25 protein-coding genes, 1 tRNA gene and 1 other RNA gene are annotated in these 23070 nt (G+C 72.9%); 13 read left to right on the top strand and 14 right to left on the bottom strand.

Annotation, left to right across the window (positions count from 1 at the left end; all coding sequences use genetic code 11):
- Positions 1-22: 22 nt before the first annotated feature.
- Both panB and IC607_RS05990 read left to right on the top strand, forming a co-directional pair.
- A complete protein-coding gene (gene panB, locus IC607_RS05995) occupies positions 23-829 on the top strand; it encodes a 3-methyl-2-oxobutanoate hydroxymethyltransferase (protein ID WP_191786091.1) in 807 nt (268 codons plus the stop codon).
- Positions 826-1794 carry an endonuclease/exonuclease/phosphatase family protein gene (locus tag IC607_RS05990; protein WP_191786090.1) on the top strand — a complete coding sequence of 323 codons (969 nt, stop codon included), beginning with the start codon at positions 826-828 and terminating at the stop codon, positions 1792-1794. Before panB ends, IC607_RS05990 begins: the two co-directional genes overlap by 4 nt.
- Before the next feature lie 9 nt (positions 1795-1803).
- On the opposite strand, the gene IC607_RS05985 is transcribed toward IC607_RS05990, so the two are convergent.
- Together IC607_RS05985 and IC607_RS05980 are read right to left on the bottom strand one after the other, a co-directional pair.
- Entirely contained in the window at positions 1804-2502 is a 699-nt protein-coding gene (locus IC607_RS05985; RefSeq protein WP_191786089.1) for a YitT family protein, read from the bottom strand.
- Positions 2503-2529: 27 nt separating this feature from the next.
- Positions 2530-2694 carry an SPOR domain-containing protein gene (locus tag IC607_RS05980; protein WP_191786088.1) on the bottom strand — a complete coding sequence of 55 codons (165 nt, stop codon included), beginning with the start codon at positions 2692-2694 and terminating at the stop codon, positions 2530-2532.
- Positions 2695-2753: 59 nt separating this feature from the next.
- Here IC607_RS05980 and map point away from each other — a divergent pair, with 59 nt between their 5' ends.
- Both map and ppgK read left to right on the top strand, forming a co-directional pair.
- Positions 2754-3623: a type I methionyl aminopeptidase gene (gene map, locus IC607_RS05975; RefSeq protein WP_191786087.1), complete on the top strand. Its 870-nt coding sequence runs from the start codon at positions 2754-2756 to the stop codon at positions 3621-3623.
- The gene (gene ppgK / locus IC607_RS05970) at positions 3620-4399 is read left to right on the top strand and encodes a polyphosphate--glucose phosphotransferase (RefSeq protein WP_191786086.1); all 780 of its coding nucleotides are present in this window, start codon (positions 3620-3622) and stop codon (positions 4397-4399) included. Before map ends, ppgK begins: the two co-directional genes overlap by 4 nt.
- Before the next feature lie 8 nt (positions 4400-4407).
- On the opposite strand, the gene IC607_RS05965 is transcribed toward ppgK, so the two are convergent.
- Genes IC607_RS05965 through IC607_RS05955 form a run of 3 tightly spaced genes read right to left on the bottom strand, consistent with a single transcriptional unit; the run spans position 4408 to position 8001 of the window.
- Positions 4408-5181 (bottom strand): SDR family NAD(P)-dependent oxidoreductase, encoded by a 774-nt coding sequence (locus IC607_RS05965; protein WP_191786085.1) that lies wholly within the window; start codon positions 5179-5181, stop codon positions 4408-4410.
- Between the two features lie 55 nt (positions 5182-5236).
- The gene (locus IC607_RS05960) at positions 5237-7174 is read right to left on the bottom strand and encodes a YhgE/Pip family protein (protein WP_191786084.1); all 1938 of its coding nucleotides are present in this window, start codon (positions 7172-7174) and stop codon (positions 5237-5239) included.
- On the bottom strand, positions 7171-8001 hold the full coding sequence (locus IC607_RS05955) for an ATP-binding cassette domain-containing protein (protein ID WP_191786083.1): 831 nt from the start codon (positions 7999-8001) through the stop codon (positions 7171-7173). Before IC607_RS05955 ends, IC607_RS05960 begins: the two co-directional genes overlap by 4 nt.
- A gap of 158 nt (positions 8002-8159) precedes the next feature.
- Here IC607_RS05955 and IC607_RS05950 point away from each other — a divergent pair, with 158 nt between their 5' ends.
- Positions 8160-8549 (top strand): VOC family protein, encoded by a 390-nt coding sequence (locus IC607_RS05950; RefSeq protein WP_191786082.1) that lies wholly within the window; start codon positions 8160-8162, stop codon positions 8547-8549.
- 44 nt (positions 8550-8593) lie between these two features.
- A complete protein-coding gene (locus tag IC607_RS05945; RefSeq protein WP_191786081.1) occupies positions 8594-8797 on the top strand; it encodes a three-helix bundle dimerization domain-containing protein in 204 nt (67 codons plus the stop codon).
- A gap of 10 nt (positions 8798-8807) precedes the next feature.
- On the opposite strand, the gene rnpB is transcribed toward IC607_RS05945, so the two are convergent.
- Positions 8808-9186, bottom strand: an RNA gene (rnpB, locus tag IC607_RS05940) — RNase P RNA component class A.
- A 75-nt stretch (positions 9187-9261) separates the two neighbouring features.
- Between rnpB and IC607_RS05935 the strand changes: the two genes are divergently transcribed.
- The 3 genes from IC607_RS05935 to IC607_RS05925 all read left to right on the top strand — a co-directional run bounded on the left by IC607_RS05935 (position 9262) and on the right by IC607_RS05925 (position 11558).
- Positions 9262-9531, top strand: a complete 270-nt coding sequence (locus IC607_RS05935) for a response regulator transcription factor (RefSeq protein ID WP_191786080.1) — start codon at positions 9262-9264, stop codon at positions 9529-9531.
- 69 nt (positions 9532-9600) lie between these two features.
- A complete protein-coding gene (locus tag IC607_RS05930) occupies positions 9601-10380 on the top strand; it encodes a peroxide stress protein YaaA (RefSeq protein WP_191786079.1) in 780 nt (259 codons plus the stop codon).
- Between the two features lie 8 nt (positions 10381-10388).
- Positions 10389-11558: an SLC13 family permease gene (locus IC607_RS05925; protein ID WP_191786078.1), complete on the top strand. Its 1170-nt coding sequence runs from the start codon at positions 10389-10391 to the stop codon at positions 11556-11558.
- 4 nt (positions 11559-11562) lie between these two features.
- Here the strand turns inward: IC607_RS05925 and IC607_RS05920 are convergent, their stop codons facing one another.
- From IC607_RS05920 to IC607_RS05890, 7 genes are all read right to left on the bottom strand, one after another.
- On the bottom strand, positions 11563-12303 hold the full coding sequence (locus IC607_RS05920) for a histidine phosphatase family protein (RefSeq protein ID WP_191786077.1): 741 nt from the start codon (positions 12301-12303) through the stop codon (positions 11563-11565).
- Positions 12304-12342: 39 nt separating this feature from the next.
- Positions 12343-13080 (bottom strand): C4-type zinc ribbon domain-containing protein, encoded by a 738-nt coding sequence (locus IC607_RS05915; RefSeq protein WP_191786076.1) that lies wholly within the window; start codon positions 13078-13080, stop codon positions 12343-12345.
- The gene (locus tag IC607_RS05910; protein WP_191786075.1) at positions 13077-13952 is read right to left on the bottom strand and encodes a Nif3-like dinuclear metal center hexameric protein; all 876 of its coding nucleotides are present in this window, start codon (positions 13950-13952) and stop codon (positions 13077-13079) included. The genes IC607_RS05915 and IC607_RS05910 overlap by 4 nt, the downstream gene beginning before the upstream one ends.
- A 42-nt stretch (positions 13953-13994) precedes the next feature.
- Positions 13995-14786 (bottom strand): MOSC N-terminal beta barrel domain-containing protein, encoded by a 792-nt coding sequence (locus IC607_RS17805; protein WP_191786074.1) that lies wholly within the window; start codon positions 14784-14786, stop codon positions 13995-13997.
- A 1-nt stretch (position 14787) separates the two neighbouring features.
- Positions 14788-14861 (bottom strand) — tRNA-Val (locus tag IC607_RS05900).
- 42 nt (positions 14862-14903) lie between these two features.
- Positions 14904-15359 carry a peroxiredoxin gene (locus IC607_RS05895; RefSeq protein WP_191786073.1) on the bottom strand — a complete coding sequence of 152 codons (456 nt, stop codon included), beginning with the start codon at positions 15357-15359 and terminating at the stop codon, positions 14904-14906.
- Positions 15356-15775, bottom strand: a complete 420-nt coding sequence (locus IC607_RS05890) for a DUF3052 domain-containing protein (RefSeq protein ID WP_191786072.1) — start codon at positions 15773-15775, stop codon at positions 15356-15358. The genes IC607_RS05895 and IC607_RS05890 overlap by 4 nt, the downstream gene beginning before the upstream one ends.
- Positions 15776-16077: 302 nt before the next feature.
- Here IC607_RS05890 and aceE point away from each other — a divergent pair, with 302 nt between their 5' ends.
- On the top strand, positions 16078-18825 hold the full coding sequence (gene aceE / locus IC607_RS05885; protein ID WP_191786071.1) for a pyruvate dehydrogenase (acetyl-transferring), homodimeric type: 2748 nt from the start codon (positions 16078-16080) through the stop codon (positions 18823-18825).
- 60 nt (positions 18826-18885) lie between these two features.
- On the opposite strand, the gene IC607_RS05880 is transcribed toward aceE, so the two are convergent.
- Positions 18886-19587, bottom strand: coding sequence for a hypothetical protein (locus IC607_RS05880; protein ID WP_225224561.1), 702 nt, complete (start codon positions 19585-19587; stop codon positions 18886-18888).
- Between the two features lie 69 nt (positions 19588-19656).
- Between IC607_RS05880 and IC607_RS05875 the strand changes: the two genes are divergently transcribed.
- The 3 genes from IC607_RS05875 to IC607_RS05865 all read left to right on the top strand — a co-directional run bounded on the left by IC607_RS05875 (position 19657) and on the right by IC607_RS05865 (position 23015).
- Entirely contained in the window at positions 19657-20952 is a 1296-nt protein-coding gene (locus IC607_RS05875; RefSeq protein WP_191786070.1) for a CdaR family transcriptional regulator, read from the top strand.
- Between the two features lie 78 nt (positions 20953-21030).
- Positions 21031-22014 carry an ACP S-malonyltransferase gene (locus IC607_RS05870; protein WP_191786069.1) on the top strand — a complete coding sequence of 328 codons (984 nt, stop codon included), beginning with the start codon at positions 21031-21033 and terminating at the stop codon, positions 22012-22014.
- Complete coding sequence (locus IC607_RS05865) at positions 22011-23015, top strand: beta-ketoacyl-ACP synthase III (protein ID WP_191786068.1); 1005 nt, start codon at positions 22011-22013, stop codon at positions 23013-23015. Before IC607_RS05870 ends, IC607_RS05865 begins: the two co-directional genes overlap by 4 nt.
- Positions 23016-23070: the final 55 nt, after the last annotated feature.

Genomic DNA, 23070 nt, shown 5'->3' with positions numbered 1-23070 from the left:
CGATCCCGACGAAGGAGCGACCATGACCCCCCAGCGCGTGCGCGTGCACCACCTGCGCCAGGCGAAGGAGCGCGGCGAGCGGCTGACCATGCTGACCGCCTACGACGCCGTGACGGCGCGGATCTTCGACGAGGCCGGCGTCGACATGCTGCTGGTCGGCGACTCGATCGGCAACACCATGCACGGGCACGACACGACGCTGCCCGTCACGGTCGACGACATCGTCCTGGCCGCCCGCTCCGTGGCCCGCGGCGCACAGCGCGCGTTCGTCGTGGCGGACCTCCCGTTCGGGTCGTACGAAGCGGGCCCCGAGCAGGCGTTGGCCACAGCGGTGCGCGTCATGAAGGAGACCGGCGTCTCGGCGGTGAAGTTCGAGGGCGGCCGACGCGTCGCCGCGCAGGTCCGGGCCCTGACCGACGCCGGCATCCCCGTGGTCGGGCATCTCGGTTACACGCCGCAGTCGGAGAACCTGCTGGGTGGTCCGCGCGTGCAGGGCCGCGGCGACGAGGCAGCCGAGGCGCTGAGCGAGGACGCGGTTGCTCTCGCCGAGGCCGGCGCCGTGGCCGTGGTGCTCGAGATGGTGCCAGCGCCGGTCGCCGCGCAGATCACCGAGGTCATCGCCATCCCGACCATCGGCATCGGCGCCGGCGCGGAGTGCGACGGCCAGGTGCTGGTGTGGGTCGACATGGCGGGCATGGGCGACTGGTCGCCCAAGTTCGCCAAGCGGTTCGGCGAGGTGGGCACCGCGCTGCGCAACGCCGCGACCGCGTACGTCGACGAGGTCCGCGCGCGCACGTTCCCGGACGCCGCGCACCAGTTCGACGCGTGATCCGGCGCGCCGGCTGGGTGCTGGCCGGCGTGGCCGCGCTGGCCTCGGCGGTGCTCGCGGTGCCGTGGGGCGCCGGCCTCGTCGGCGTCGCGCAGCTCGTGTCGTTCCGCGCGCTGATCGCGATCGGATCGGCGGCGGCAGCGGTGCTGGTCGCGCTCGGCGGTGCCCTGCTGCTGCGCAGGGACCGGCTCGCGGTGGTCCCGCTGGTCGGGGTTCTGCTCGTCGCCGCGGGCGTCCAGACCATTGTGCTGCTGGTCCGCGGGCACGAGCCGACCGTCGCCGCGAGCTCCGCGGAACGGACCGTCACGGTGCTGAGCTTCAACACGCTCGGCCGAGTGCCGGCCGACACGCTCGCCCGGCTCGTCCAGGAGCAGCACGCGCAGGTCGTCGTGCTGCCCGAGACGTCCGCGACGACCGCGACCGAGACCGCACGCTTGCTGGACGCCGCCGGCGTTCCGATGCAGGTGCACACAGCCGCGAGCACGGACCCGTGGGTCGACGGGGTCGCGCTGCTCGTCTCCCCCGACGTCGGCACCTACCCCGCCGCGGTCCCGCTTCCACTGCGACACGGCGGTCTCACGACTACCTCGCGTACGGGCCCGACGCTCGTAGCCGTGCACCCGGTCTCGCCGTCGGAGCCGTCGTCGATGCCGCTGTGGCGCACGGAGACGCGTGCCGCGGCGGCGACGTGCGCGGACAACCCCGGTGCGATCGTCGCGGGCGACTTCAACGCGACGATCGACCACCCGGCCCTCGCGCACCTCGACCCGTGCGTCGATGTGGCCCGCGCGCTGGGACGGGCCGCGAGCGGGACGTGGCCCGCGGCAGCGCCCACGTGGCTCGCCACCCCGATCGACCACGTCCTGGTCGACGGTCGGGCGTGGCGACCGCTCCGGTTCGACGTTCTCCCCGCGACGGGCGGCAGCGACCACCGCCCGGTCGTCGTGACCGTCGCCGCCCGGTAGGGCTGCCCGTCAGTAGCCCGCGTACCGGCCCGGCCGGTGGTTCATGGCCAGGATGAGGTTGAGCAAGGCGGCGCCGGCAGCGGACACCAGCACGGTCCCGACGTCGACCACGGTGAGCGACGCGAGCACGACGACGGTGTCGAGCGCCATCTGCACGTAGCCGGCCCGCCAGCCGAGCCGGTCCTGCGCGACGAGCGCGACGATGTTGAACCCACCGACGCTCGACCGGTGCCGGAACAGGATCAGCAGCCCGACGCCTGCCAGCACGTTGCCCGCCAGCACGCCGTAGGCGACGGGGAGGTCGAGGTCACCGAACATCCGCGGGTGCACGGCGCTGAGCACCGACACGATCGCGATGCAGATGCCCGTCCGGATCGTGAAGTCCCACCCCTTCTTGCTGATGGCCAGCAGGAAGAACGGCAGGTTGATCAGCGCGAACAGCGCCCCGAACGGCACGTCGACGACGTACCCGACCAGCAGCGAGAGGCCCGCGGTACCGCCGGTGACGGCGTGCACGGACTTCAGCAGGAACAGTCCGAGCGAGACGACGAACGTCCCGACGAGGATGCCCGCGGCGTCCTCGAACCAGGTGTGCTTGACGCCCGGCGGGACGGGCAGGTGCGACGGGTCGGACAGCGGCGCGGTCACGGTGGGGTCCTCCGAGGTGACGGTCCCGCCGGGCTGGGGTGGTGCCCGGCGGCGCCCCATCGTCACACGCCGTCGCGCCGGGAGCGTTCAGTCCTCGTCGGCGTCCCAGGCCTTGTTGCGCGCCTTCGCCTTCTCGATCGCCTTCGCCGCCTCGTCGCGGCTGCCGTAGGGACCCATGAGCTTGCTCCAGTCGCTCTGCCGCCCCTCCTCGACCTCGTGGGTCTCGGTGTTGAACCAGAAGTCGCCGGCCATCGTCGTGCTCCTCTCACCTGCCGGGGCCGCGCCCCGGACCTGCTCGTAGACTGCCAGTCATGTCGCCCGTGCACAGCCGCAGCGCCCTGGTCCCGGGGCGCGTCAGCCCTCGTCGAGCCGTCCCCGCCACCATCGCGCGGCCCGAGTACGTCGGCAAGCCGGGCCCTGCCCCGTGGGAGGGGCCGGACGTCTTCTCCGAGGAGATGATCGAGCGGATCCGCGTCGCGGCGCGCATCGGGGCGCAGGCGCTGGCCGAGGTCGGCCGCGCGGTCGAGCCGGGTATCACGACGGACGAGCTGGACCGGATCGGCCACGAGTTCCTGGTCGACCACGGCGCCTTCCCGTCGACGCTCGGCTATCGCGGCTTCCCGAAGGCGCTGTGCACGTCCGTCAACGAGGTGATCTGCCACGGCATCCCGGACTCGACCGTGATCGAGGACGGCGACATCGTCAACATCGACGTCACGGCCTACATCGGGGGCGTGCACGGGGACAACAACGCGACGTTCCTGGCGGGCGACGTCGACGAGGAGTCGCGGCTGCTCGTCGAGCGGACGGCCGAGGCGCTCAACCGCGCGATCAAGGCCGTGAAGCCGGGCCGCGAGCTCAACGTCATCGGGCGGGTCATCGAGAAGTACGCGGACCGGTTCGGCTACGGGGTGGTACGCGACTACACGGGTCACGGCGTCGGCCCCGCATTCCACACGGGGCTCGTCGTCCCGCACTACGACGCGGCGCCCATGTACGACACGATCATCGAGCCGGGCATGGTGTTCACCATCGAGCCCATGCTGAACCTCGGCACACCTGATTGGATCATGTGGGACGACGACTGGACGGTGCTCACCGCCGACGGTCGTCGCAGCGCGCAGTTCGAGCACACCTTGCTGGTCACCGAAGACGGAGCGGAGATCCTGACACTGCCATGAGCCACCACAAGCACTCGCACCACGACGTCGCGTTCGGCATCGACATCGGCGGCAGCGGCATCAAGGGCGCCCCGGTCGACCTGCACAAGGGCGAGTTCGCCGCCGACCGCCTGCGCATCCCGACGCCCCAGCCCGCCACGCCCGCCGCGGTCGCGAAGACCGTCGCCGAGATCGTCGACTCGTTCGACCTGGACAAGAAGGTCCCGATCGGCGTCACGTTCCCGGCCGTGATGCTGCACGGCGTCGCGCAGTCCGCAGCGAACGTCGACAAGTCGTGGATCGGTACCGACGCGCAGAAGCTGTTCAGCGACGCGACCGACCGCACGGTCGTCGCGGTCAACGACGCGGACGCCGCCGGCTTCGCCGAGGTCGCCTACGGCGCCGCCAAGGACGTCGACGGCGTCGTCCTGGTGGTCACGCTCGGCACCGGCATCGGGTCCGCCCTGATCGTCGACGGGCAGCTGGTCCCCAACACCGAGCTGGGCCACCTGGAGATCGACGGGCACGACGCCGAGTCGCGCGCCGCCGAGTCGGTCCGCGACCGCGAGGGCCTGGACTGGGAGCAGTGGGCGCAGCGCCTGCAGCGCTACTTCACGGTGGTGGAGAACCTGTTCTGGCCCGACCTCATCGTGGTGGGCGGCGGCGTCAGCAAGCACCACAAGGACTTCCTGCCGCTGCTGGACATCCGCACCAAGATCGTCCCCGCCGAGCTGCGCAACGCGGCCGGCATCGTCGGCGCGGCAGCGCTGGCCGCCCAGGAGGACGACGACGACTGACAGGGGTCTCAGCGCGGGAGCTCGACCCCCGTCAGGTCGGCGAGACGCGCGAGCAGCGCCTCCTGGACGGTCTCGTCGGAAGCGGCCGGGTTGGCCTCCAGCTGCTCGAAGCGCTTGAGGTACACGCCCGAGACGCGTGCGCCGTCGTCGTCCGACACGGCGAGCCATGCCTGCGTCGCCGCGCCGTCGCCCACCTCGTCCCACGCGTCGGGACCGCCCAGCTTCGTCTTGATCCAGCCCGGGTCGACGGTGGTGGTCAGCACGCCGGGCCACAGCCGGGCGATGGCGAAGGCGAGCACGACGTCCGCGAGCTTCGAGTCGGAGTACGCCTGCATGCCGTGCCAGTCGCGTGACGCCCACTGCAGGTCGTCGAGGTCCAGCCGGCCGTCGGCTTCGAGGCCCGACGTCAGGTACACGAGGCGTCCGGGCCGCGGCATGAGCGCCGTGAGCAGGTAGGGCGCGACGACGTTGACGTGCCAGATGCGCTCGATCCCGTCCCGCGTGACGGTCCGCTCCGGGACGCCGCCACCGATCCCCGCGTTGTGGATGACGGCGTCGAAGGGCCCGCAGGCGGCTGCCGCGGCAGCCAGGGCTCGCGTCTCGTCGAGCGACGCGAGGTCGCCGACCACCACGTCGGCGATCTGCGGCAACGCCGCTCGCAGGTCGTCGGCCCGACGCCGGTCGCGTGCATGGCCCACCACGCGGTGCCCACCCTCGAGCAGCTGCCGTGCGGTCTCCAGGCCGATACCGTCGGTCGATCCGGTCACGAAGATGGTGGGCACGAGCTCTCCTTGCTGGTGAGGGGGTCGCGCCGAGCGTAGCCGCACGGGACGACGCTCACTCCCCCAGCACGGGCTTGAGGTCGCCGACGTGCCAGCGACGCCGCCATCGCACGGCGAGCGTCCCGAGGACGACGAACAGGAGCAGGAAGCCGGCCACGACACCCAGGTCGACCCAGAACCGGTCGGCCGGCCCTCCGGTCATCGCGATGCGCAAGCCGTCGACCACGTAGGTCATCGGCAGCAGCGGGTGGATGGCCTGGAAGAACGCGGGCAGCGTCTGCACGGGATAGATTCCCGCGCAGCTGGTGAGCTGGAGCATCAGCAGCACCAGCGCGACCGACGAGCCGACCACCCCGAACGCCGTGCGCAAGGCGTGCGCGACCGCTGTGAACGCGAGCGAGCCCACGGTCACCAGACCCAGCAGCCGCGGCCACGACGCCGGGTCGAGCCCGAGCGCGACGGCGATGATGCCCGTCAGCACCCAGCCGCCGACGACGCCGATGGTCGCGACCGGCAGGAATCCGGCCAGCTCGACGCCGAACGACCCGGCGCGTGATGTCAGGCCACGCGGGTTCACCGGGCGCAGGACCGTGAACGCGACGACACCGAACACGCACAACGCGATGCCGAAGAAGAACGGCGCCAGGCCGGCGCCGTAGGTGGCGGCCTGGTTGACGCCGCGCTCGTCGATGAGCGACGGCGACGACAGAGACGACGCGGTCGCGGCGGGATCGTCGACCTGCGGGACGCGGTCGGCGGCCTTGCCCAGCTTGTCGGCCAGCGTCGTGGCGCCCTTCTGCAACGAGGCGGTGCCGTCGGCCAGGTCCCCGGCCCCGTCCTGGGCCTTCTTCAGGGCGGGCGTCAGGTCCGCGAGACCGTCGGAGACCTGCCGTGCGCCCGTCGCCAGGTCGTCGATGTCGTCGCGCGCGCCCGTGAGCTTGGCCTGGAGCGCCGGCACGCCCTTGTTGATCGACGTGACCTTGGTGTCGACGTCTCCCGCGGCCTTCGCCACCTCGGACGCCGCGGTGTCGATGTCGTCCGCGCGATCGGCGGCCTGCTGCGCGGCGTCCTGGGCTCGTTGGAATCCGGGGTCGGCGGCGAGGTCCGGGTCGGCCTTGGCGAGGGCATCGAGCTGCGCGACGACGGCCTGCGTGGTCGCGTCGATCCCGGTGGAGCCGCTGGAGACGGCGTCGGTCAGGTCGGCGACGGCGCCCGTCAGGTCGTCGGTCGCATCCGCGATCGTGGGCAGGGCCGGGACGATGTCGTCGACGACGGGGTCGACGACTCCGGCGATCTTCTCGTTGCCGTCCGCCACCTTGTCGGCGCCGGTCGCGAGCTTGCCCGACGCGTCGACGGCGTCGCCCAGGCCGGACTCCAGCGACGTGGCGCCGTCGTGCGCCTCCTTCGCCCCGTCGGCAAGCTGCTGCGCGCCGTCGGCCGCGTCGTGGATGCCGTCGCGCAGCTCGTCGAGCTGCCCGAACGCGACCCGGAGGTAGGCCTCCGTGGCAGCCTGGTTGATCCGTTCCTGCAGCTCGAGCGCTGCGCCGCGGGACGCGACCGAGACGATGAACCCGTTGGCGCCGTCGCGCGCCAGGATCACCTTCGCGGACGTCGGGTTCCCCTCCGCCACCGACGCGAGGCTCGCGGAGAAGTCCTGCGGGATGGTGAGCGTCATGAGGTAGCGGCCGTTGGCCAGGCCGTCGGCCGCGTCCGCGGCGTCGGTCGTCGTCCAGTCGACGACGGGCTCCTTCTCCAGCTCGGCGACCATCTGCGCGCCGGCGTCGATCTTCTCGCCGTCGTCCGTGGTGACCGGCGAGTCCTCGTTCACCACCGCCACCTTGATCGTGTCGACCTTGGCATAGGGGTCCCAGTTGGACCACAGGTACAGCCCGCCGTACAGGCTGGGCACCAGCACCAGGAACGCGAGGGCGATCCGCTCCAGCGGGCGGCGGTAGCGGCGCAGCTCCTCGATGGCCAGCGCGAGGACGTTCATCGGGCCTCCTGTGCCGCATGGACGGGCTGGTGGGCGTGCACGGGGACGACGACAGCACGTGCCGCCCCGCTGGGGCGAGCGGCCGACGAGAGCACGGCGACCCCGGTGGAGGCGACGTCCGCGAGCGCCTCGCCGACGCGCAGGTGCTCCTCGCTCGACAGGCCGACGTCCGCGTCGTCGAGGACGAGGACCTCGTGCGGCGCCATGAGGGCCAGCGCGACGGCCAGGAGCGTGCGGTCGACGGCCGACAGGAGCTCGACGAGCGTCGAGCCGTGGAGCTCGAGGCCGACGAGCGCGACAGCCTCGTCGTACGTCGCCGCCGCGCCGTCCCACCGCCGGCGGTCGGACACCGACTGCGCGACCGTGAGCTGATCGTCGAGCTCCACCGCCGGACCGATCCGCGCGACGGCCGTCCTGCGGCGCACGGCCCGCGCCTGCGCGGCGCCGTGCCATCCCGGCCGCAGGCCCGTCCCGAGCACGTCGAGGTCACCGTCGGTGTGCCGCGCGCGGCCGACGAGCGCCAGCAGCAGCATCGAGCGTCCCGTGCCACCGCTGCCGACGAGCTCGACGGACTCCCCTGCCGTCGCGCGCACGTCCATGTGCCGGAACACCCACCCCGACCGCAGGCGCAGCCCGAGCCCGCGCGCGTCGAGCAACGGCCGAGGGGCGGGTGGCTGCTCCGGCTCGGGCGAGGAGAGCTCGTCGGTCTCGGACGCAGGCAGGTCGTCAGCCGCAGGCGCCTCGGGCGGGTCCTGCACCGATTCCGCGTCTTGCGCTGCAGGTGGGTCCTCGGCCTCGGCGGGGCGATCGGTCTCGTCGTCGCGCATCTGCGGACCTCCTGGTCACGGTCGACCGTCGTCGTCCGGTCCAGCATGTCGAGTTCGTGCCGCGAGGGCGAGCGGCGACACGACTGAGCACCGGGAGCGTGTCGGCGGGTGGTGCCACGATGGGCGAGCAACCGTCGCCCGACCGGAAGGCCGCCACCATGTCTCTCGTCATCTCCCAGCTCGCCGTCGACTGCGCCGATCCGTACGCGCTGGCGCAGTGGTGGGCCCGGGTCCTCGAGTGGGACCTGGCGTACGACCCGACTCCTGAGGACGACGAGGTGAGCATCGTCCCGGCCGATCGCTCGGACGAGTGGATCTTCCTCAAGGTCCCCGAGGTCAAGACGGTCAAGAACCGCCTGCACGTCGACTTCCGGCCGGCCAACGACACCGACCAGGACACCGAGCTGGCACGGCTGCTCGACCTGGGCGCCACGCGTGTGGACGTCGGGCAGGGCGACGTCGCCTGGCACGTGCTGGCCGACCCCGAGGGCAACGAGTTCTGCCTCCTCAAGCGCACGCCCGCTCAGGTGGCCGCGGACGAGGCCTGATCTCTCCGGTTGCCGACGTCGCTGACGTCGGCAACGCTCGTCGCATGCCGATCGAAGACGAGGACAAGGCCATCGACGAGGTGGTCGACCGCATCGCCGACAAGTTCCCGGGCGTCGAGCGCGACAAGGTGGCCGAGGCGGTCGAGACCCACCGCGACCAGTTCGACGAGGCCGCGGTGCGCGACTTCGTCCCTGTGCTCGTCGAGCACCAGGTCGCCGACGAGCTCCGCACCCAGGACGACGAGTAGCCCTGCGGGGCGGATGAGTCAGTCGGTACGCCGGGTTCTGTCCCCGTGCGCGGTTGCCCCCGCACGGGTGACGGCCATCCATCTACGACGTACGTTGCCGCACGCCTCCAGCGGCCTACCCGGGAGCTCGGGCGGGCAGCCCTCGAACGCTCCCTGTCTGGCCTTGCTCCGGGTGGGGTTTACCTAGCCGCACCGGTCACCCGGCACGCTGGTGGTCTCTTACACCACCGTTTCACCCTTACCGCCGTGGCGAACCACGACGGCGGTCTGTTCTCTGTGGCACTGTCCCGCGGGTCACCCCGGGTGGGCGTTACCCACCACCCTGCCCTACGGAGCCCGGACGTTCCTCGGCGGACCCGAAGGTCCGACGCGGCCGCCTGACTGACTCATCCGCGCGAGCAAGCCTAGCCGTACTTCTTCACCCCGCTTCCCATCCGGACACCGGACCGCTCCGAACAAGGGGCATGACCTCTTCCATCTACCTCTCGCGGCGAGAGCGCGTGATCCTCGCCCACCTGGCCCTGCCGATCACCCTGTCCCAGATCGGCGCATCCCTCTACGTCAGTCGCAACACCGTCAAGACGCAGGTGCAGTCGATCTACCGCAAGCTGGGCGTGACAGACCGCGAGTCGGCCGTGGCCGTCGCACGCGAGCGCGGGTACCTCGACGAGGAGCACATCCAGCCGGAGGCTCGCGAGCTGGTCACCCAGCGTGGGCGAACGTCGGACCACTAGCGCCCGAGGGGACGGACACCACAGCCGTCCCGCATCGTGGTGGGACGGTCGGCGGCCTACAGTTCGGTCGTGCTCGTCATGCTGCCGCCCTCCGAGGGCAAGACCGCCGCGCGTCGCGGCATGCCCGTCGATCTGGACGCCCTGTCGTCTCCCCCGCTGTCGCCCGTGCGACGCAAGGTCGCCGAGGCGCTGGCGGAGGTCAGTGCGCGGGACGACGCGCTCGACGTGCTCGGCGTCGGGGCGTCGCTGGCCGACGAGGTGGCCCGCAACGCCAGCGTCCTGGCCCAGCCCGCGGCACCGGCGAAGAAGGTCTACAGCGGCGTGCTCTACGCGGCGGCGGGGCTCGACCACCTCACACCGACCGGACGCGCCCGCGCCGCCGAGTCCGTCCGCATCGTGTCCGCGCTGTGGGGCGTCGTCACGCCCGAGGACGTCGTCCCTGCATACCGGCTGTCGATGGGCACCGACCTGCCCGGCATCGGCCCGCTCGCACCCGCGTGGCGCGCGCCGCTGAGCGAGGTGCTCGACCCGCCGGCCGTTGGCGCCCTCGTCGTCGACTGCCGCTCGGCCGCCTACCTCGCCGCGTGGACTCCCCCGCGGACGGCGGACTGGGTCACCGTGCGCGTGGAGCGCGAGCTCGACGGGACGCGATCGGTCGTCTCGCACAACGCCAAGCACGCCCGCGGTGTCCTGACGCGCCACCTGCTGACGCGCCGGGGCCACGCCCCGAAGGACGCCGAGCACCTGGCGCGGGTCGCACGGGAGCTGGTCGGCGGCGAGCTGCTCGACGTCGAGCTGACGCCCGCCCGCGCACGCGGTGCACGCGTCCTGACGCTCGTGGTCGCGTAGGGACTGCCGTGGCCGTCGCCCGACGAGTGCGCGTGCCGTGGTGGGCGCTCGCCGTCGTCGTCACGGCGGTCGTGGTGGTCACGGGGCTGCTGCCGGCCGACGACGCCCGTGAGCTGGCCACCCGGACCGTACCGGTGCTGGTGTTCGTCGCGGCGCTGACCGTGACGGCTGAGATGTGTGCGGGCGCGGGCCTGTTCGACGCGGGTGCGCGGTTCGCCGCACGCGCGGCTCGCGGCCGACGACCGGTGCTGTGGTTGCTCGTCGTCGCGCTCGCCACGCTCAGCACGGCGGTCCTGTCGTTGGACACGACGGCCGTGCTGCTCACCCCGGTCGTCATCGCGCTCGCCCGGCAGACCAAGAGTCATCCCCTGCCGTGGGCGCTGCTGGTCCTGGCCCTGGCCAACACCGCGTCGCTCGTCCTGCCGGTCTCCAACCTCACCAACCTGCTGGCCGATCACACCCTGCGCGCGCAGCACGTGAACTACCTGGCCCTGATGTGGGCACCCGCGCTGGCGTCGATCGTCGTCACCGTCGTCGTGCTCGCCGTGCGCGACCGCGCGGCCGTCGCCGGCACCTACGAGCCGCCGCCGGTGCGGCTGCCGAAGGACCGCGGTCTGCTGGTCCTGACCGGGGTGACGGTCGCCGCGATGGCCGTGGCCTTCGTCGTCGGCGCCCCGCCGGCACCGGCGGCCGTCGTCGCCGCCGTCGTGCTGACCGCCGCGACCTGGCTGCGCCGACGCGCGTTCCCCGTCCCCGCCGCCGATCTGGTGCCCTGGCGCACGCTGCTCGTGGTCGCCGGCCTGTTCGCGGCGGTCGCCACGGCCCACGCGCACGGGCTCGGCGACGTCCTGGCCGACGTCGCCGGCTCCGGGAACGGCTTCGCCGACCTGCTCCGGCTCGCGGGGGTCGGTGCCGGGACGTCGAACGCCGTGAACAACCTGCCCGCCTACCTCGCGATGGAGCCCGCCGCCGGCCCGGACCCGCTGCGCGTCGGCGCGCTGCTGATCGGCACGGGCGTCGGGCCGCTGATCACGCCGTGGGGGTCGCTCGCCACGATCCTGTGGTGGCAGCGATGCCGGTCGGTCATGCTGCCCGTCAACGCGCGCAGCATCGTGGTGCAGGGTCTGGTGCTCGCCCCGCTGACGGTCGTCGCGGCCGTGGCGGCGCTGGCCCTCTGACGCGTCAGACGGCGCCCCAGCCCTCGCTGGGCACGCCGACGACCGCGATCTCATGCCGCTTGTCCGGGAACAGCCGCACGATGCTGAGGGAGGCGGGCGCGACGCGGAGCTGGCTCCACGACGACGGCTGTGCGCCCATCGCGACGCCCAGGACTGCCCGGATGGCCACGGCATGGCTGACCACGACGACCGTCCGGTCGGTCCCCGCCTCGATCAGCCCGTCCAGGCCCCGCCGCACCCGGTCGCCGACCTGCGCGATCGACTCGCCCCCGGGCGGCACCAGGTCGCCGCGCGTGTGCCACGGCGCGAGCTGCCCCGGCCAGCGCTCCTCGATCTGCTCCGCAGTCAGCCCCTGCCACTCGCCGAAGTCGGCCTCCTGGAACGTGGCGTCCACCTGCACCGGCAGCCCCAGCCGCTCGGCCACGATCCCGGCCGTCTCCTGCGTCCGCACCATCGGCGACGCGATGATCTGGCTCGGGTAGTGGATGTCGCCCCACAGGTCCCGGCCCACGCGGTCGACGAGCACCGCGGCCGCTCGCGCCTGGTCGCGCCCGTGCTCGTCGAGCGGCGGACCGGGCTCACCCGAGCCCGAGTAGCCGCGCGCGACGGTCATCGTCGTCTGCCCGTGCCGGACCAGGACGACGGTCACGGGCTGCTCGTCGTCGAACCGGACGCCCGAGCCCAACGGCTTGGGTGCCCGCCCCGAACCGGGGTCGGACGCGGGGACGGGCTGGTGGTCGCTCACGCCTCCACCCTGGCCGCCCAGCGCGCCCGGCGCCAGCGGTCAGGCCTCGGGCAGGCGCACCAGGATCCGGCCGCACTCCTCGCAGCGCACCACCTGGTCGTCGGACTGCTTCTTGATCGCGTCCAGGTCCAGCGGGTTGAGCTCGAGCCGGCACCCCTCGCAGCGCCGCCCTCGCAGTGCCGCGGCACCAGACCCGCCGAGCTGGCCGCGCAGACGCTCGTAGAGCGTGACGAGACCGGAGTCGAGTCCGTCGGCGGCCTTGGCACGCTCACCGCCGAGCCGAGCGATCTCCCGGTCGACCTCCGCGAAGGCCTCGTCCCGCGCGTTCTCGACCTCGGTGCGCTGCGCTCGCAGGGCGTCGTGCGCCGACGTGACCTCGGCGAGCGCGGTCTCGTGCGCCTCCAGGCGCTCCATGACCTCGAGCTCGACCTCCTCGAGGTCGCCCTGACGACGGGCCAGCGACTCCAGCTCGTGCTGGATCGCCTGCAGGTCCTTGGCGCTGCCCTGGCCGGAGTCGAGCCGCTGCTGGTCGCGCGCCGCGCGGTTGCGGACCTGCTCGACGTCGGTCTCGGCCTTGGTGACCTCGCGACGAAGGTCGCTGACCGCCGTCCGCGACGTGACGAGCGAGGTGTGCAGGTCCTCGAGCTGGCCGTCGAGCTCGGCCAGACGAGCCAGCTCCGGCAGCGTGCGACGCTTGTGCGCGAGCTGGTCGAGGCGGGTGTCGAGGGCCTGGACGTCGAGGAGACGTCGCTGGTCGGCTGCGGGGGCAGTGGTCACGAGGGTCCTTCCGGCTGGGCGGTGAGCCGCCCGGTCCAGGGGTCGGTGCGCAGGGTGCTGACGCGGGTCTCTACCGTAGTGCCCCGCGCGGCGAGGTCCGCCTCGAGGTCGCGGGCGGCGTACGCGAGCCACGGCCACTCCGAGGCGAAGTGCGCCAGGTCGACGAGGTAGGGCGTGGCGGCGGCATCGCCCCCGAGACCTGCCTCGAACTCGGCCCGCTCCCGCAGCTCGGAGGCGGGGTGGTGGCGCAGGTCCGCCGTCACGTACGCGTCGACGCCGGCGGCACGGACGGCGTCGAACAGCGAGTCCCCCGACCCGCCGACGACGGCGACACGTCCCACCCGGCCGTCGGGGTCGCCGGCGAACCGGACTCCCTGCGCGGTGGCCGGCACCGCGTCGGCGACGCGCTGGGCGAACGCCCGCAACGTCGTCGGCGAGGCCAGCGTCCCGACGCGGCCGATGCCGGTCGCCTCGTCGTCCCCTGCCACCAGGGGGACGGTATCGACGAGCCCGACGGCCGCCGCGAGCGCATCGGCGACGCCGCCGACCGCCGCGTCCGCGTTGGTGTGCGCGGCGTACAGCGCGACGCCGGACCGGATGAGCCTGTGCAGGAGCGCCCCCTTGAAGGTCGTCGCCGCGACCGAGTGGATGCCACGCAGCAGGAGCGGATGGTGCGTGACGACCAGGTCCGCCCCCCACTCGACGGCCTCGTCGAGCACAGCCGCGACCGGATCGACCGCGAACAGGACGCGGCTGACGGGCGCCGCGGGATCGCCGGCCACCAGGCCGACCGCGTCCCAGTCCTCCGCCGTCGCGGGCGGGTAGCGGTGCTCGAGGACACGGACGACATCGGCGACCGAAGCAGTGCTCACGACGGCGACGTTACCGCCGTCCGCGACGACACGGCGCCCTGGTCAGCCCGTGACCGGGTCGCCGACCGACACGCGGCCGGCGCTCAGCGGCACGGCCTGGATGCCGAACCGCACCTCCCCGTCCCAGCGGCGGTGACGCGCCAGCGCACGCAGGGGTTCCTTGCCCTTGGCGTAGGTGTCGGGGTCGACGGTCGTCATGACGCACCGCCCGGTGTGCTCGGCGAAGCGCACGTCGACAGGCCCCAGGGAGAAGCGGTCCCACCCGTCTTCGGCGAACGGCTCGAGTTCGCCGTCCACCACGACGTTCGGCCGGAAGCGGCGCACGTCGAGAAGCTGCTCAGCCCACGCCGACACCTCCCGCAGGGACGCGGTGCTGAACACGTGCAGGGGCGCGGTGTCGACCAGGCTGATCGGGTCCGCGGAGGTTCCGCCGTGCTTCTCGGACATCCCGCGTCGTGCGGTGTCGTCCAGCCACACGAGGCGGGCGCGCCGGCCGACGAGCTCCGAGCACCACGCCGCGGCGTCGTCGCCCGCGTCCGTGGCGGTATCGAGCCGGGACGCGGTGACGGCGACGACGGGGCCGTCGACCGGCTCAGCGACGTCGAGCGCGCCGAGCGCCGGCGAGACGAGTCGCAGACCGCCGCCCACAGGCTCGGCGTGCGCACCCAGCATCTGCGGGAACTTGCGGGCCGTGAGCGTGTCGCCGCGCTCGTCGACCACCATCCACCGTCGGTCGCCGACGGGCCCGTCCACCCCGACGTCGAACGCCTCGACCACGTGGCCCGCGAAGGACTTGACCGGATAGACGGTGAGACGGCTGACGACGGCGTGCACGTGGGCCCGGCCGGGTTCGAACCGGCGACCCCCGCGGTGTAAACGCGGTGCTCTGACCAGCTGAGCTACAGGCCCCTCGCCACGCGCTGCGCGACGGGCGCACAGCCTACCGGTCCGTCAGAGCGAGGCGAGCGCCTCGCGGTACGCCTCGAGCGGGCGGGCCTGTCCCGGTCCGTTGACGACGCTCCAGCGCAGCACGCCCTCGCCGTCGACCAGGAACGACCCGCGCACGGCGAACCCGCGCTCCTCGTCGAACACGCCGTACGCACGGGCGACCTCACCGTGCGGCCAGAAGTCGGAGAGCAGGTCGAAGCCGTACCCCTCCTTCTCCGCCCAGGCGCGCAGCGCGTGCATCGGGTCGCAGGAGATGACCAGGACGTGGACGCCTGCCTGCTCGAAGTCGGCGATGTTGTCGCGCAGCTCGCACAGCTCGCCGGTGCAGGTGCCGGAGAACGCGAAGGGCACGAAGACCACGACGACGGGACCGCCGCGCAGCCCGGCCAGCGTGACCGGCGTGCCGTGCGTGTCGTTCAGGCTGAAGTCGGGGGCCGCGTCGCCGACCGCGAGGCTCACTTGCCGCGTCCGCGGGTGGCCAGGCGGGTCGCCGACCAGTCGGGCGCGATCGAGAACGTGCTCATCGCGTGCAGGCCGGACGTGGTCGCGGCCTCCTCGATGTCGCTGTGGGAGACGTGCCCGTCGCGACCGGACTTGGGCGTGAACACCCAGATGGGTCCGTTGTCGTCGAGGACGGTCAGGGCGTCGACCAGGAAGTCGGTCAGGTCGCCGTCGTCCTCGCGGAACCAGATCACGGCACCGTCGGTGACGTCGTCGTAGTCCTCGTCGACCAGGTCGGTGGTCGTGACCTGCTCGATCGCCGCGCGCAGGTCGTCGTCGACGTCGTCGTCGTACCCGAGCTCCTGGATCACCTGTCCGGCGCTGACCCCCAGACGGGTTGCCGCCGCGGCGACGCCGTCCGCACTGTCTGCCACGTCCCGACCGATCCCTTCGTCATGGCGACCCCGATGGCCGCCGTCCTGTGCTCGCAACCGTAGCCCACCGCATGACGACGGGCCCTGGCAAGAGGGCGCACCGGGCGCACCACGAGCGGGTGTCATGCACGTCACGGTCCTGTATGCGGTACCCAAAGTGACTTTCTGGCCCGCAGGGTCCGAGAATGGGTCGACTACCCCATCCCGATCCGACGCGGCCAGACGCCGCGCGCACGGGACGGGCCGACGATGTGCGCCGATGCCGACCAGGCTCGCGTGCGGACGAGAGGCGAGGAGCACTGGTGGCTTCGATCGAGGAGACAGGACCGCTCATCGGCGGCCTGCTCAGCCAGGTACCGGACATCGACCCGGACGAGACCGGGGAGTGGTTGGAGTCCCTCGACGGGCTCATCGACGACAAGGGTGGTCCGCGCGCCCGCTACGTCCTGCTGAGCATGCTGCGGCACGCCCGGCAGAAGAACGTCGCGATCCCCGTGTCGATGAACACGCCGTACGTGAACACCATCGCGGTGCACGACGAGCCCTACTTCCCCGGCGACGAGGCCATGGAGCGGCGCTACCGCTCGTGGAACCGCTGGAACGCGGCCGTGATGGTCACGCGCGCGCAGCGCCCGGGCATCGGGGTCGGCGGGCACATCTCCTCCTACGCGTCCGTCGCGACCCTGACCGAGGTGGGCCTCAACCACTTCTTCCGCGGCAAGGACCACCCGGGCGGCGGTGACCAGGTCTACTTCCAGGGCCACGCCTCCCCCGGCGTCTACGCCCGCGCGTTCCTCGAGGGCCGCCTGTCCGAGCACCAGCTCGACGGGTTCCGCCAGGAGCTGTCGCACCCGGGCGGCGGCCTGCCGTCCTACCCGCACCCGCGCCTGGCGCCTGACCTGTGGGAGTTCCCGACCGTGTCGATGGGCCTGGGCCCGTCGGGTGCGATCTACCAGGCCTGGACCAACCGCTACCTGCACAACCGCGGCATCAAGGACACGAGCCAGCAGGACGTGTGGGCGTTCCTGGGCGACGGCGAGATGGACGAGCCCGAGTCGCGCGGCATGCTCCAGCTCGCGGCGCAGCAGAACCTCGACAACCTGACGTTCGTCGTGAACTGCAACCTGCAGCGGCTCGACGGGCCGGTGCGTGGCAACGGCAAGATCATCCAGGAGCTCGAGGCGCAGTTCCGCGGCGCCGGCTGGAACGTCATCAAGGTCATCTGGGGCCGCGAGTGGGACGTCCTGCTCAACGCGGACAAGGACCGTGCGCTGGTCAACCTGATGAACACCACGCCCGACGGTGACTTCCAGACCTACCGGGCCGAGGACGGCGCGTTCATCCGCGAGCACTTCTTCGGGCGCGACCCGCGCACCAAGCAGCTCGTCGAGAACCTGAGCGACGACGAGATCTGGGCGCTCAAGCGTGGTGGTCACGACTACCGCAAGATCTACGCCGCCTACAAGGCCGCCCGCGAGCACACGGGCCAGCCGACCGTCATCCTGGCGCACACCATCAAGGGCTACGGCCTGGGCTCCGGCTTCGCCGGGCGCAACGCCACGCACCAGATGAAGAAGCTCAAGGCCGACGACCTCAAGACGCTGCGCGACTCGCTGCACATCCCGATCACGGACGAGCAGATCGACGCCAACCCGTACGTCCCGCCGTACTACCACCCGGGTCCGGACGACGAGGCCATCCAGTACATGCTGGAGCGGCGTCGCCAGCTGGGCGGGTTCGTGCCCGAGCGCCGCACCACGCACACCGCGCTGACGCTTCCGGGCGACAAGGTGTACGAGGGGCTGGCCAAGGGCTCGGGCCACCAGGAGGTCGCCACGACCATGGCGCTCGTGCGCCTGTTCAAGGACCTCGTCAAGGACAAGGAGTTCGGTCACCGCCTGGTGCCGATCATCCCCGACGAGGCGCGCACGTTCGGCCTGGACTCGATCTTCCCGAGCGCCAAGATCTTCAACACGGTGGGCCAGAACTACCTGGCCGTGGACCGCGACCTCATGCTCAGCTACAAGGAGTCCGAGTCCGGCCAGATCATGCACACCGGCATCAACGAGGCCGGTTCGGCGTCCGCCTTCCAGGCGGTCGGCACGGCCTACGCGACGCACGGCGAGCCGCTGGTGCCGTTCTACTTCTACTACTCGATGTTCGGGTTCCAGCGCACCGGCGACCAGTTCTGGGCCGCCGGTGACCAGATGGCGCGCGGGTTCCTGGTCGGCGCGACCGCCGGCCGCACCACGCTGACCGGTGAGGGCCTGCAGCACGCCGACGGTCACTCCCCGCTGCTCGCGGGCACCATGTCGCACGTCGTGCACTACGACGCGGCGTACGGCTACGAGCTGCGCCACATCGTGCGCGACGGCATCGAGCGGATGTACGCCGAGGACAACGGTGGCCGCGACCGTGACGTCATCTACTACCTGACGGTCTACAACGAGCCGATCGTCCAGCCGGCCGAGCCCGAGGGCGTGGACGTCGAGGGCATCCTGCGCGGCATCCACCTGGTCTCGCCGGCCGAGGGCGACGGGCCGCGCGCCCAGATCCTCGCGTCGGGCGTCGCGGTGCCGTGGGCCCTCGAGGCCCAGCAGCTGCTGGCCGACGACTGGGGCGTGCGCGCCGCGGTGTGGTCGGTGACCAGCTGGAACGAGCTGCGCCGCGACGGCCTGGCCGCCGACCAGCAGGCGTTCCTGCACCCCGGCGAGGAGCCGCGCGAGGCCTACCTCACGCAGAAGCTCGCCGGCGCGGAGGGGCCGTTCGTCGCGACGACGGACTACGACCACCTCGTGGCCGACCAGGTCCGCCAGTGGATCCCCGGCCGGTACGCGACGCTCGGTGCGGACGGCTTCGGCTTCTCCGACACCCGCGCCGCGGCCCGTCGTCACTTCAAGATCGACGGCCCGTCCACGGTGGTCCGCGTCCTGCAGCAGCTCGCCCGTGAGGGCGCCGTCGCCGCGGACGCCCCCGCGCAGGCCATCGAGCGCTACCGCCTGCACGACGTGACCGCCGGCACCAGCGGCAACGCGGGCGGCGAGAGCTAGTCCGACGACACGACGAGGGGCGCCCCGCTGCAGCGGGGCGCCCCTCGTCGTCGTACCGGATCAGGTGCCGGGGATCGTCTGCTCCGCCTGGGCCACCTCGCGGATCAGCTCCTCCCGGAGCCCGGCGACCGCGGACTGGTCGCGGTAGAAGTCGAGCGACGCGATGTGCTGCTTGGCCTCGAGCGGGCGGCCGGCCTCAATGGACGCGAGCACGAGCTGACGCGCCACCTCCGGGTCCTGGTCCTTCGGATGCCAGTGCCCGACGCCCAGGCCGAGGGCCTCGACCGGCTCGCCGGCCTCGCGGAGCAGCGCGAGCGACTCGACGAGCGCGCGGCCGGACGGGTCGCGCTCGGCTGCGGTGCGCAGGCGGCGCAGCGTCCCCTCGTGGTCGTCACGCACGGAGAGGCGGGCGACCTCGATGAGCGGGTACCAGGCCCGCGGGTTGCCCGCGAGCTCCTCGCCGAGGGCCCAGACGGCCAGGTCGGCGGCGCGCTGGCGCTCGTCGTCGTCGCGGGCGTCGTCGACCGGGTCGGCCGACAACGGGTCGTCGTCGGATCCCGTGCCCGAGGCACGGCGGCGGACGATCTCCGCCAGGGCCGCGAAGGCCCTCTCGTTGTTGGGGTCGTCACTGAGCATGGAGCGCAACGCGTCCTCGTGGAGCGTGTCACCTCGGCGCGCGGCGCTCGTCGGTCGACGGGCGCCCACGGTGGACGCGGACGTCGGCCGCCGCATGAGCTGTCGGAGTCGGGGCAGAAGAGCCATGCAGCGACCCTAGCCGCTGGGCCCGCTGCGCACCGGGCGGACGCCGGCATCGGGGCCGCCCGCACGCCGATGCTCCCGGCACCGTTTGTCGACTTCCCACAATGCGCGACCTATGCTCGCACCGTGCCCACCCCCACCTCCTCATCGACCCGGTCCCGGCGCGACGCCGCCTCCGGCGCACGCCCGCCCGGTGTGACCTCTCCGCAGGTGGGTGCCGAGACGCAGCGCCGCGTGCGCGACGGCGCGGGGCTCCTGGCCGCCGCGGCCATGCGCCGCCTGGACGAGGACCTGCAGTGGTACCGCGCGCTGCCGGCCGAGGACCGCTCCTGGGTCGGACTGGTCGCGCAGGCGGGCATCACGGCGTTCGTCACCTGGTTCGCGGACCCGACACGTCCCGCGCACGGCGTCGGTGACATCTTCGCGGCCGCCCCGCCGGAGCTGACGCGCTCGATCTCGCTGCAGCACACGCTCCAGCTGGTCCGCGTGGTCGTCGACGTGGTCGAGACGCACAGCGACCGGCTGGCCGCCCCCGGCGAGGAGCGCGAGCTGCGCGAGGCCGTGCTGCGCTACTCGCGCGAGGTCGCGTTCTCCGCCGCCGAGGTCTACGCGCGCGCCGCCGAGGTGCGCGGCGCCTGGGACGCCCGCCTCGAGGCGCTCGTCGTGGACGCGCTGGTGCGCGGTGACGTCGACGACTCGTTGCGCTCGCGCGTCTCCGCGCTGGGGTGGAGCGGTCGCGGGTCCACGCTGGTCATGGTCGGGACGACCGCCTCGACGCTCGACGACGTGCGGGGCACCGACCTGCGTCGGGCGACCCGACGCGCCGCCGACGACGCGCTCGTCGGCATCCAGGGCGACCGGCTCGTCGTGTTCCTGGGCGGCGAGGGCGACCTGCGCGCGGCGGCGACGTCCCTGCTCCCGCGCTTCGGGCCGGGACCGGTCGTGCTGGGGCCCGTCGTCCAGGACCTGACCGACAGCGCCCGGTCCGCACGGGCCGCACTGGCAGGGCTCGCCGCCGCAGCCGCCTGGCAGCAGGCCCCGCGCCCGGTGCTGGCCGACGACCTGCTGCCCGAGCGCGTGCTCGTCGGCGACGTGACCGCTCGCCGCACGCTCGTCGCGCAGGCGTACGCGCCGCTGGCCGCCAGCCAGGGCTCGTTGCTGGAGACGTTGTCGGCGTACCTGGGCACCGGCCGGTCGCTCGAGGCGGCCGCGCGCTCGCTCTACGTGCACCCGAACACCGTCCGCTACCGCCTCAAGCGGGTGGCCGACGTGACGGGCTGGGACCCGCTCGACGCGCGCGAGTCGTACGTCCTGCAAACCGCCCTCGCGCTCGGTCGGCTCGATCCGCCCGCTGCGCCGACTTTGTAGGAGTCGAACAAGAGCCTCCCGCAAGGTTCGTGCGAGCCGTGACCCGGCTGCGCGGGCTCCGACCGGCAGAGTTGACGCGTGCTCGTCGTCGCCTGCCCCGGCCAGGGGGCCCAGTCCCCCGGCATGCTCGCCCCGTGGTTGGAGCTCCCCGGCTTCGCCGCGTCGATCCGCCGGTCCGGTGAGGTGACCGGGCTCGACCTCGCCGCGCACGGCACGACGTCGGACGCGGACACGATCCGCGACACCGCGGTGGCGCAGCCGCTGCTGGTCGCCTCCGCGCTCGCGAGCCTGCGCGCCGTTCTCGACGTCGCGGCCGACGCGCCCCTGGGTGCCTCCGTCGCCGCCCAGGTCGACGTCGCCGCGGGGCACTCCGTCGGCGAGCTCGCGGCCGCTGCGGTCGCCGGCGTGCTGACGGACGACGAGGCGCTCGCGCTGGTCACCGTCCGCGGTGCCGCCATGGCCCGCGCGGCGGCCGCCACGCCCACGGGCATGAGCGCCGTGCTCGGTGGCGACCCGGACGAGGTGCTCGCAGCGCTCGACGCGCACGGCCTGGTGCCCGCCAACGTCAACGGCGGCGGGCAGGTCGTGGCCGCCGGCACGCTCGAGGCTCTCGCCGCCTTCGCGGCCGCTCCTCCCGCCCGTGCCCGTGTGATCGCCCTGCAGGTCGCCGGCGCGTTCCACACCGAGCACATGGCTCCCGCCGTCGACGAGCTGCGCAGCGCTGCCGCGACCGTGACACCCGGCGCCCCCGGCGTGACGCTGCTCACCAACCGCGACGGCTCGGCGGTGGACAGCGGCGAGCGCGCGCTCGAGCTGGTCGTCGCGCAGGTGGCCAACCCGGTGCGCTGGGACCTGTGCCAGGCGACGATGCAGGACCTGGGCGTCACGGCGCTGCTGGAGCTGGCGCCCGGCGGTGTGCTCACCGGCCTGGCCCGGCGTACGCTGCCCGGGGTCGAGACGGTCGCCGTCAAGACCCCCGCCGACCTGGACGCCGCACGCGATCTCGTGCGCCGGCACGCCGGGTCGTCCACCGCCGCCAGCACCCAGGAGCAGTCGTCGTGACGCGTCCCACCCTGACCCAGGCCACCGGCCCCGCCCACACCCGGATCCTCGGGCTCGGTGCGGTCCGGGGAGAGAACGTCGTCCCGAACGACGACCTCGTGGGCCCCATCGACTCGTCCGACGAGTGGATCCGCCAGCGCACCGGCATCGCGACGCGTACCCGCGCCGGCGCAGGCACGGACGTGCTTGACCTGGCCGAGGGCGCGGCGCGTCAGGCGCTCGAGAACGCCGGGCTGACCGGTGCCGACATCGACGCCGTCATCGTCTCGACCGTCACGTACTTCCACCAGACGCCCGCCGCCGCCGCGATCATCGCGGACCGCATCGGTGCCACGCCCGCGGCCGCCTTCGACATCTCCGCCGCCTGCGCCGGCTATTGCTACGGCATCGGCCAGGCCGACGCGCTCGTCCGGTCGGGCAACGCCCGCAACGTGCTGGTGATCGGCGCGGAGAAGATGAGCGAGTTCGTCGACCCGGCGGACCGCACCATCTCCTTCCTGCTCGGCGACGGTGCCGGCGCGGTCGTCGTCGGTCCCTCCGACACGCCGGGCATCGGCCCGACGGTCTGGGGCTCGGACGGCAGCCAGGCGCAGGCCATCCGCCAGACTCACTCGTGGCTCGCGACGCGCGACGAGGGCGCGGGCTGGCCCACGCTGCGCCAGGAGGGCCAGTCGGTCTTCAAGTGGGCCGTGTGGCAGATGGCACCCGTCGCGCAGAAGGCGCTCGACGCCGCCGGCATCACCGCCGACCAGCTCGACGCGTTCATCCCGCACCAGGCCAACAACCGGATCATCGACCAGATGGTCAAGACGCTCAAGCTGCCCGACACGGTCGTGGTCGCCCGCGACATCGTGGACACCGGCAACACGTCCGCGGCCTCGATCCCCCTGGCCACCGAGCGCCTGCTGCGCGAGGGCCAGGTCTCCAGCGGTGCGCTCGCGCTGCAGATCGGCTTCGGCGCGGGGCTGGTCTACGCCGCCCAGGTCGTCGTCCTGCCGTAGCAGCCGCTGTACCGTTCGTCCGACCCCGTTACCGCACCACCCAACTGAGGAGAAA

The organism is Cellulomonas sp. JH27-2 (assembly GCF_014837175.1).
Taxonomy (GTDB): Bacteria; Actinomycetota; Actinomycetes; order Actinomycetales; family Cellulomonadaceae; genus Cellulomonas.
Note: the sequence above shows the minus strand (reverse complement) of the source record. Positions and strands in the feature narration are given on the sequence as shown.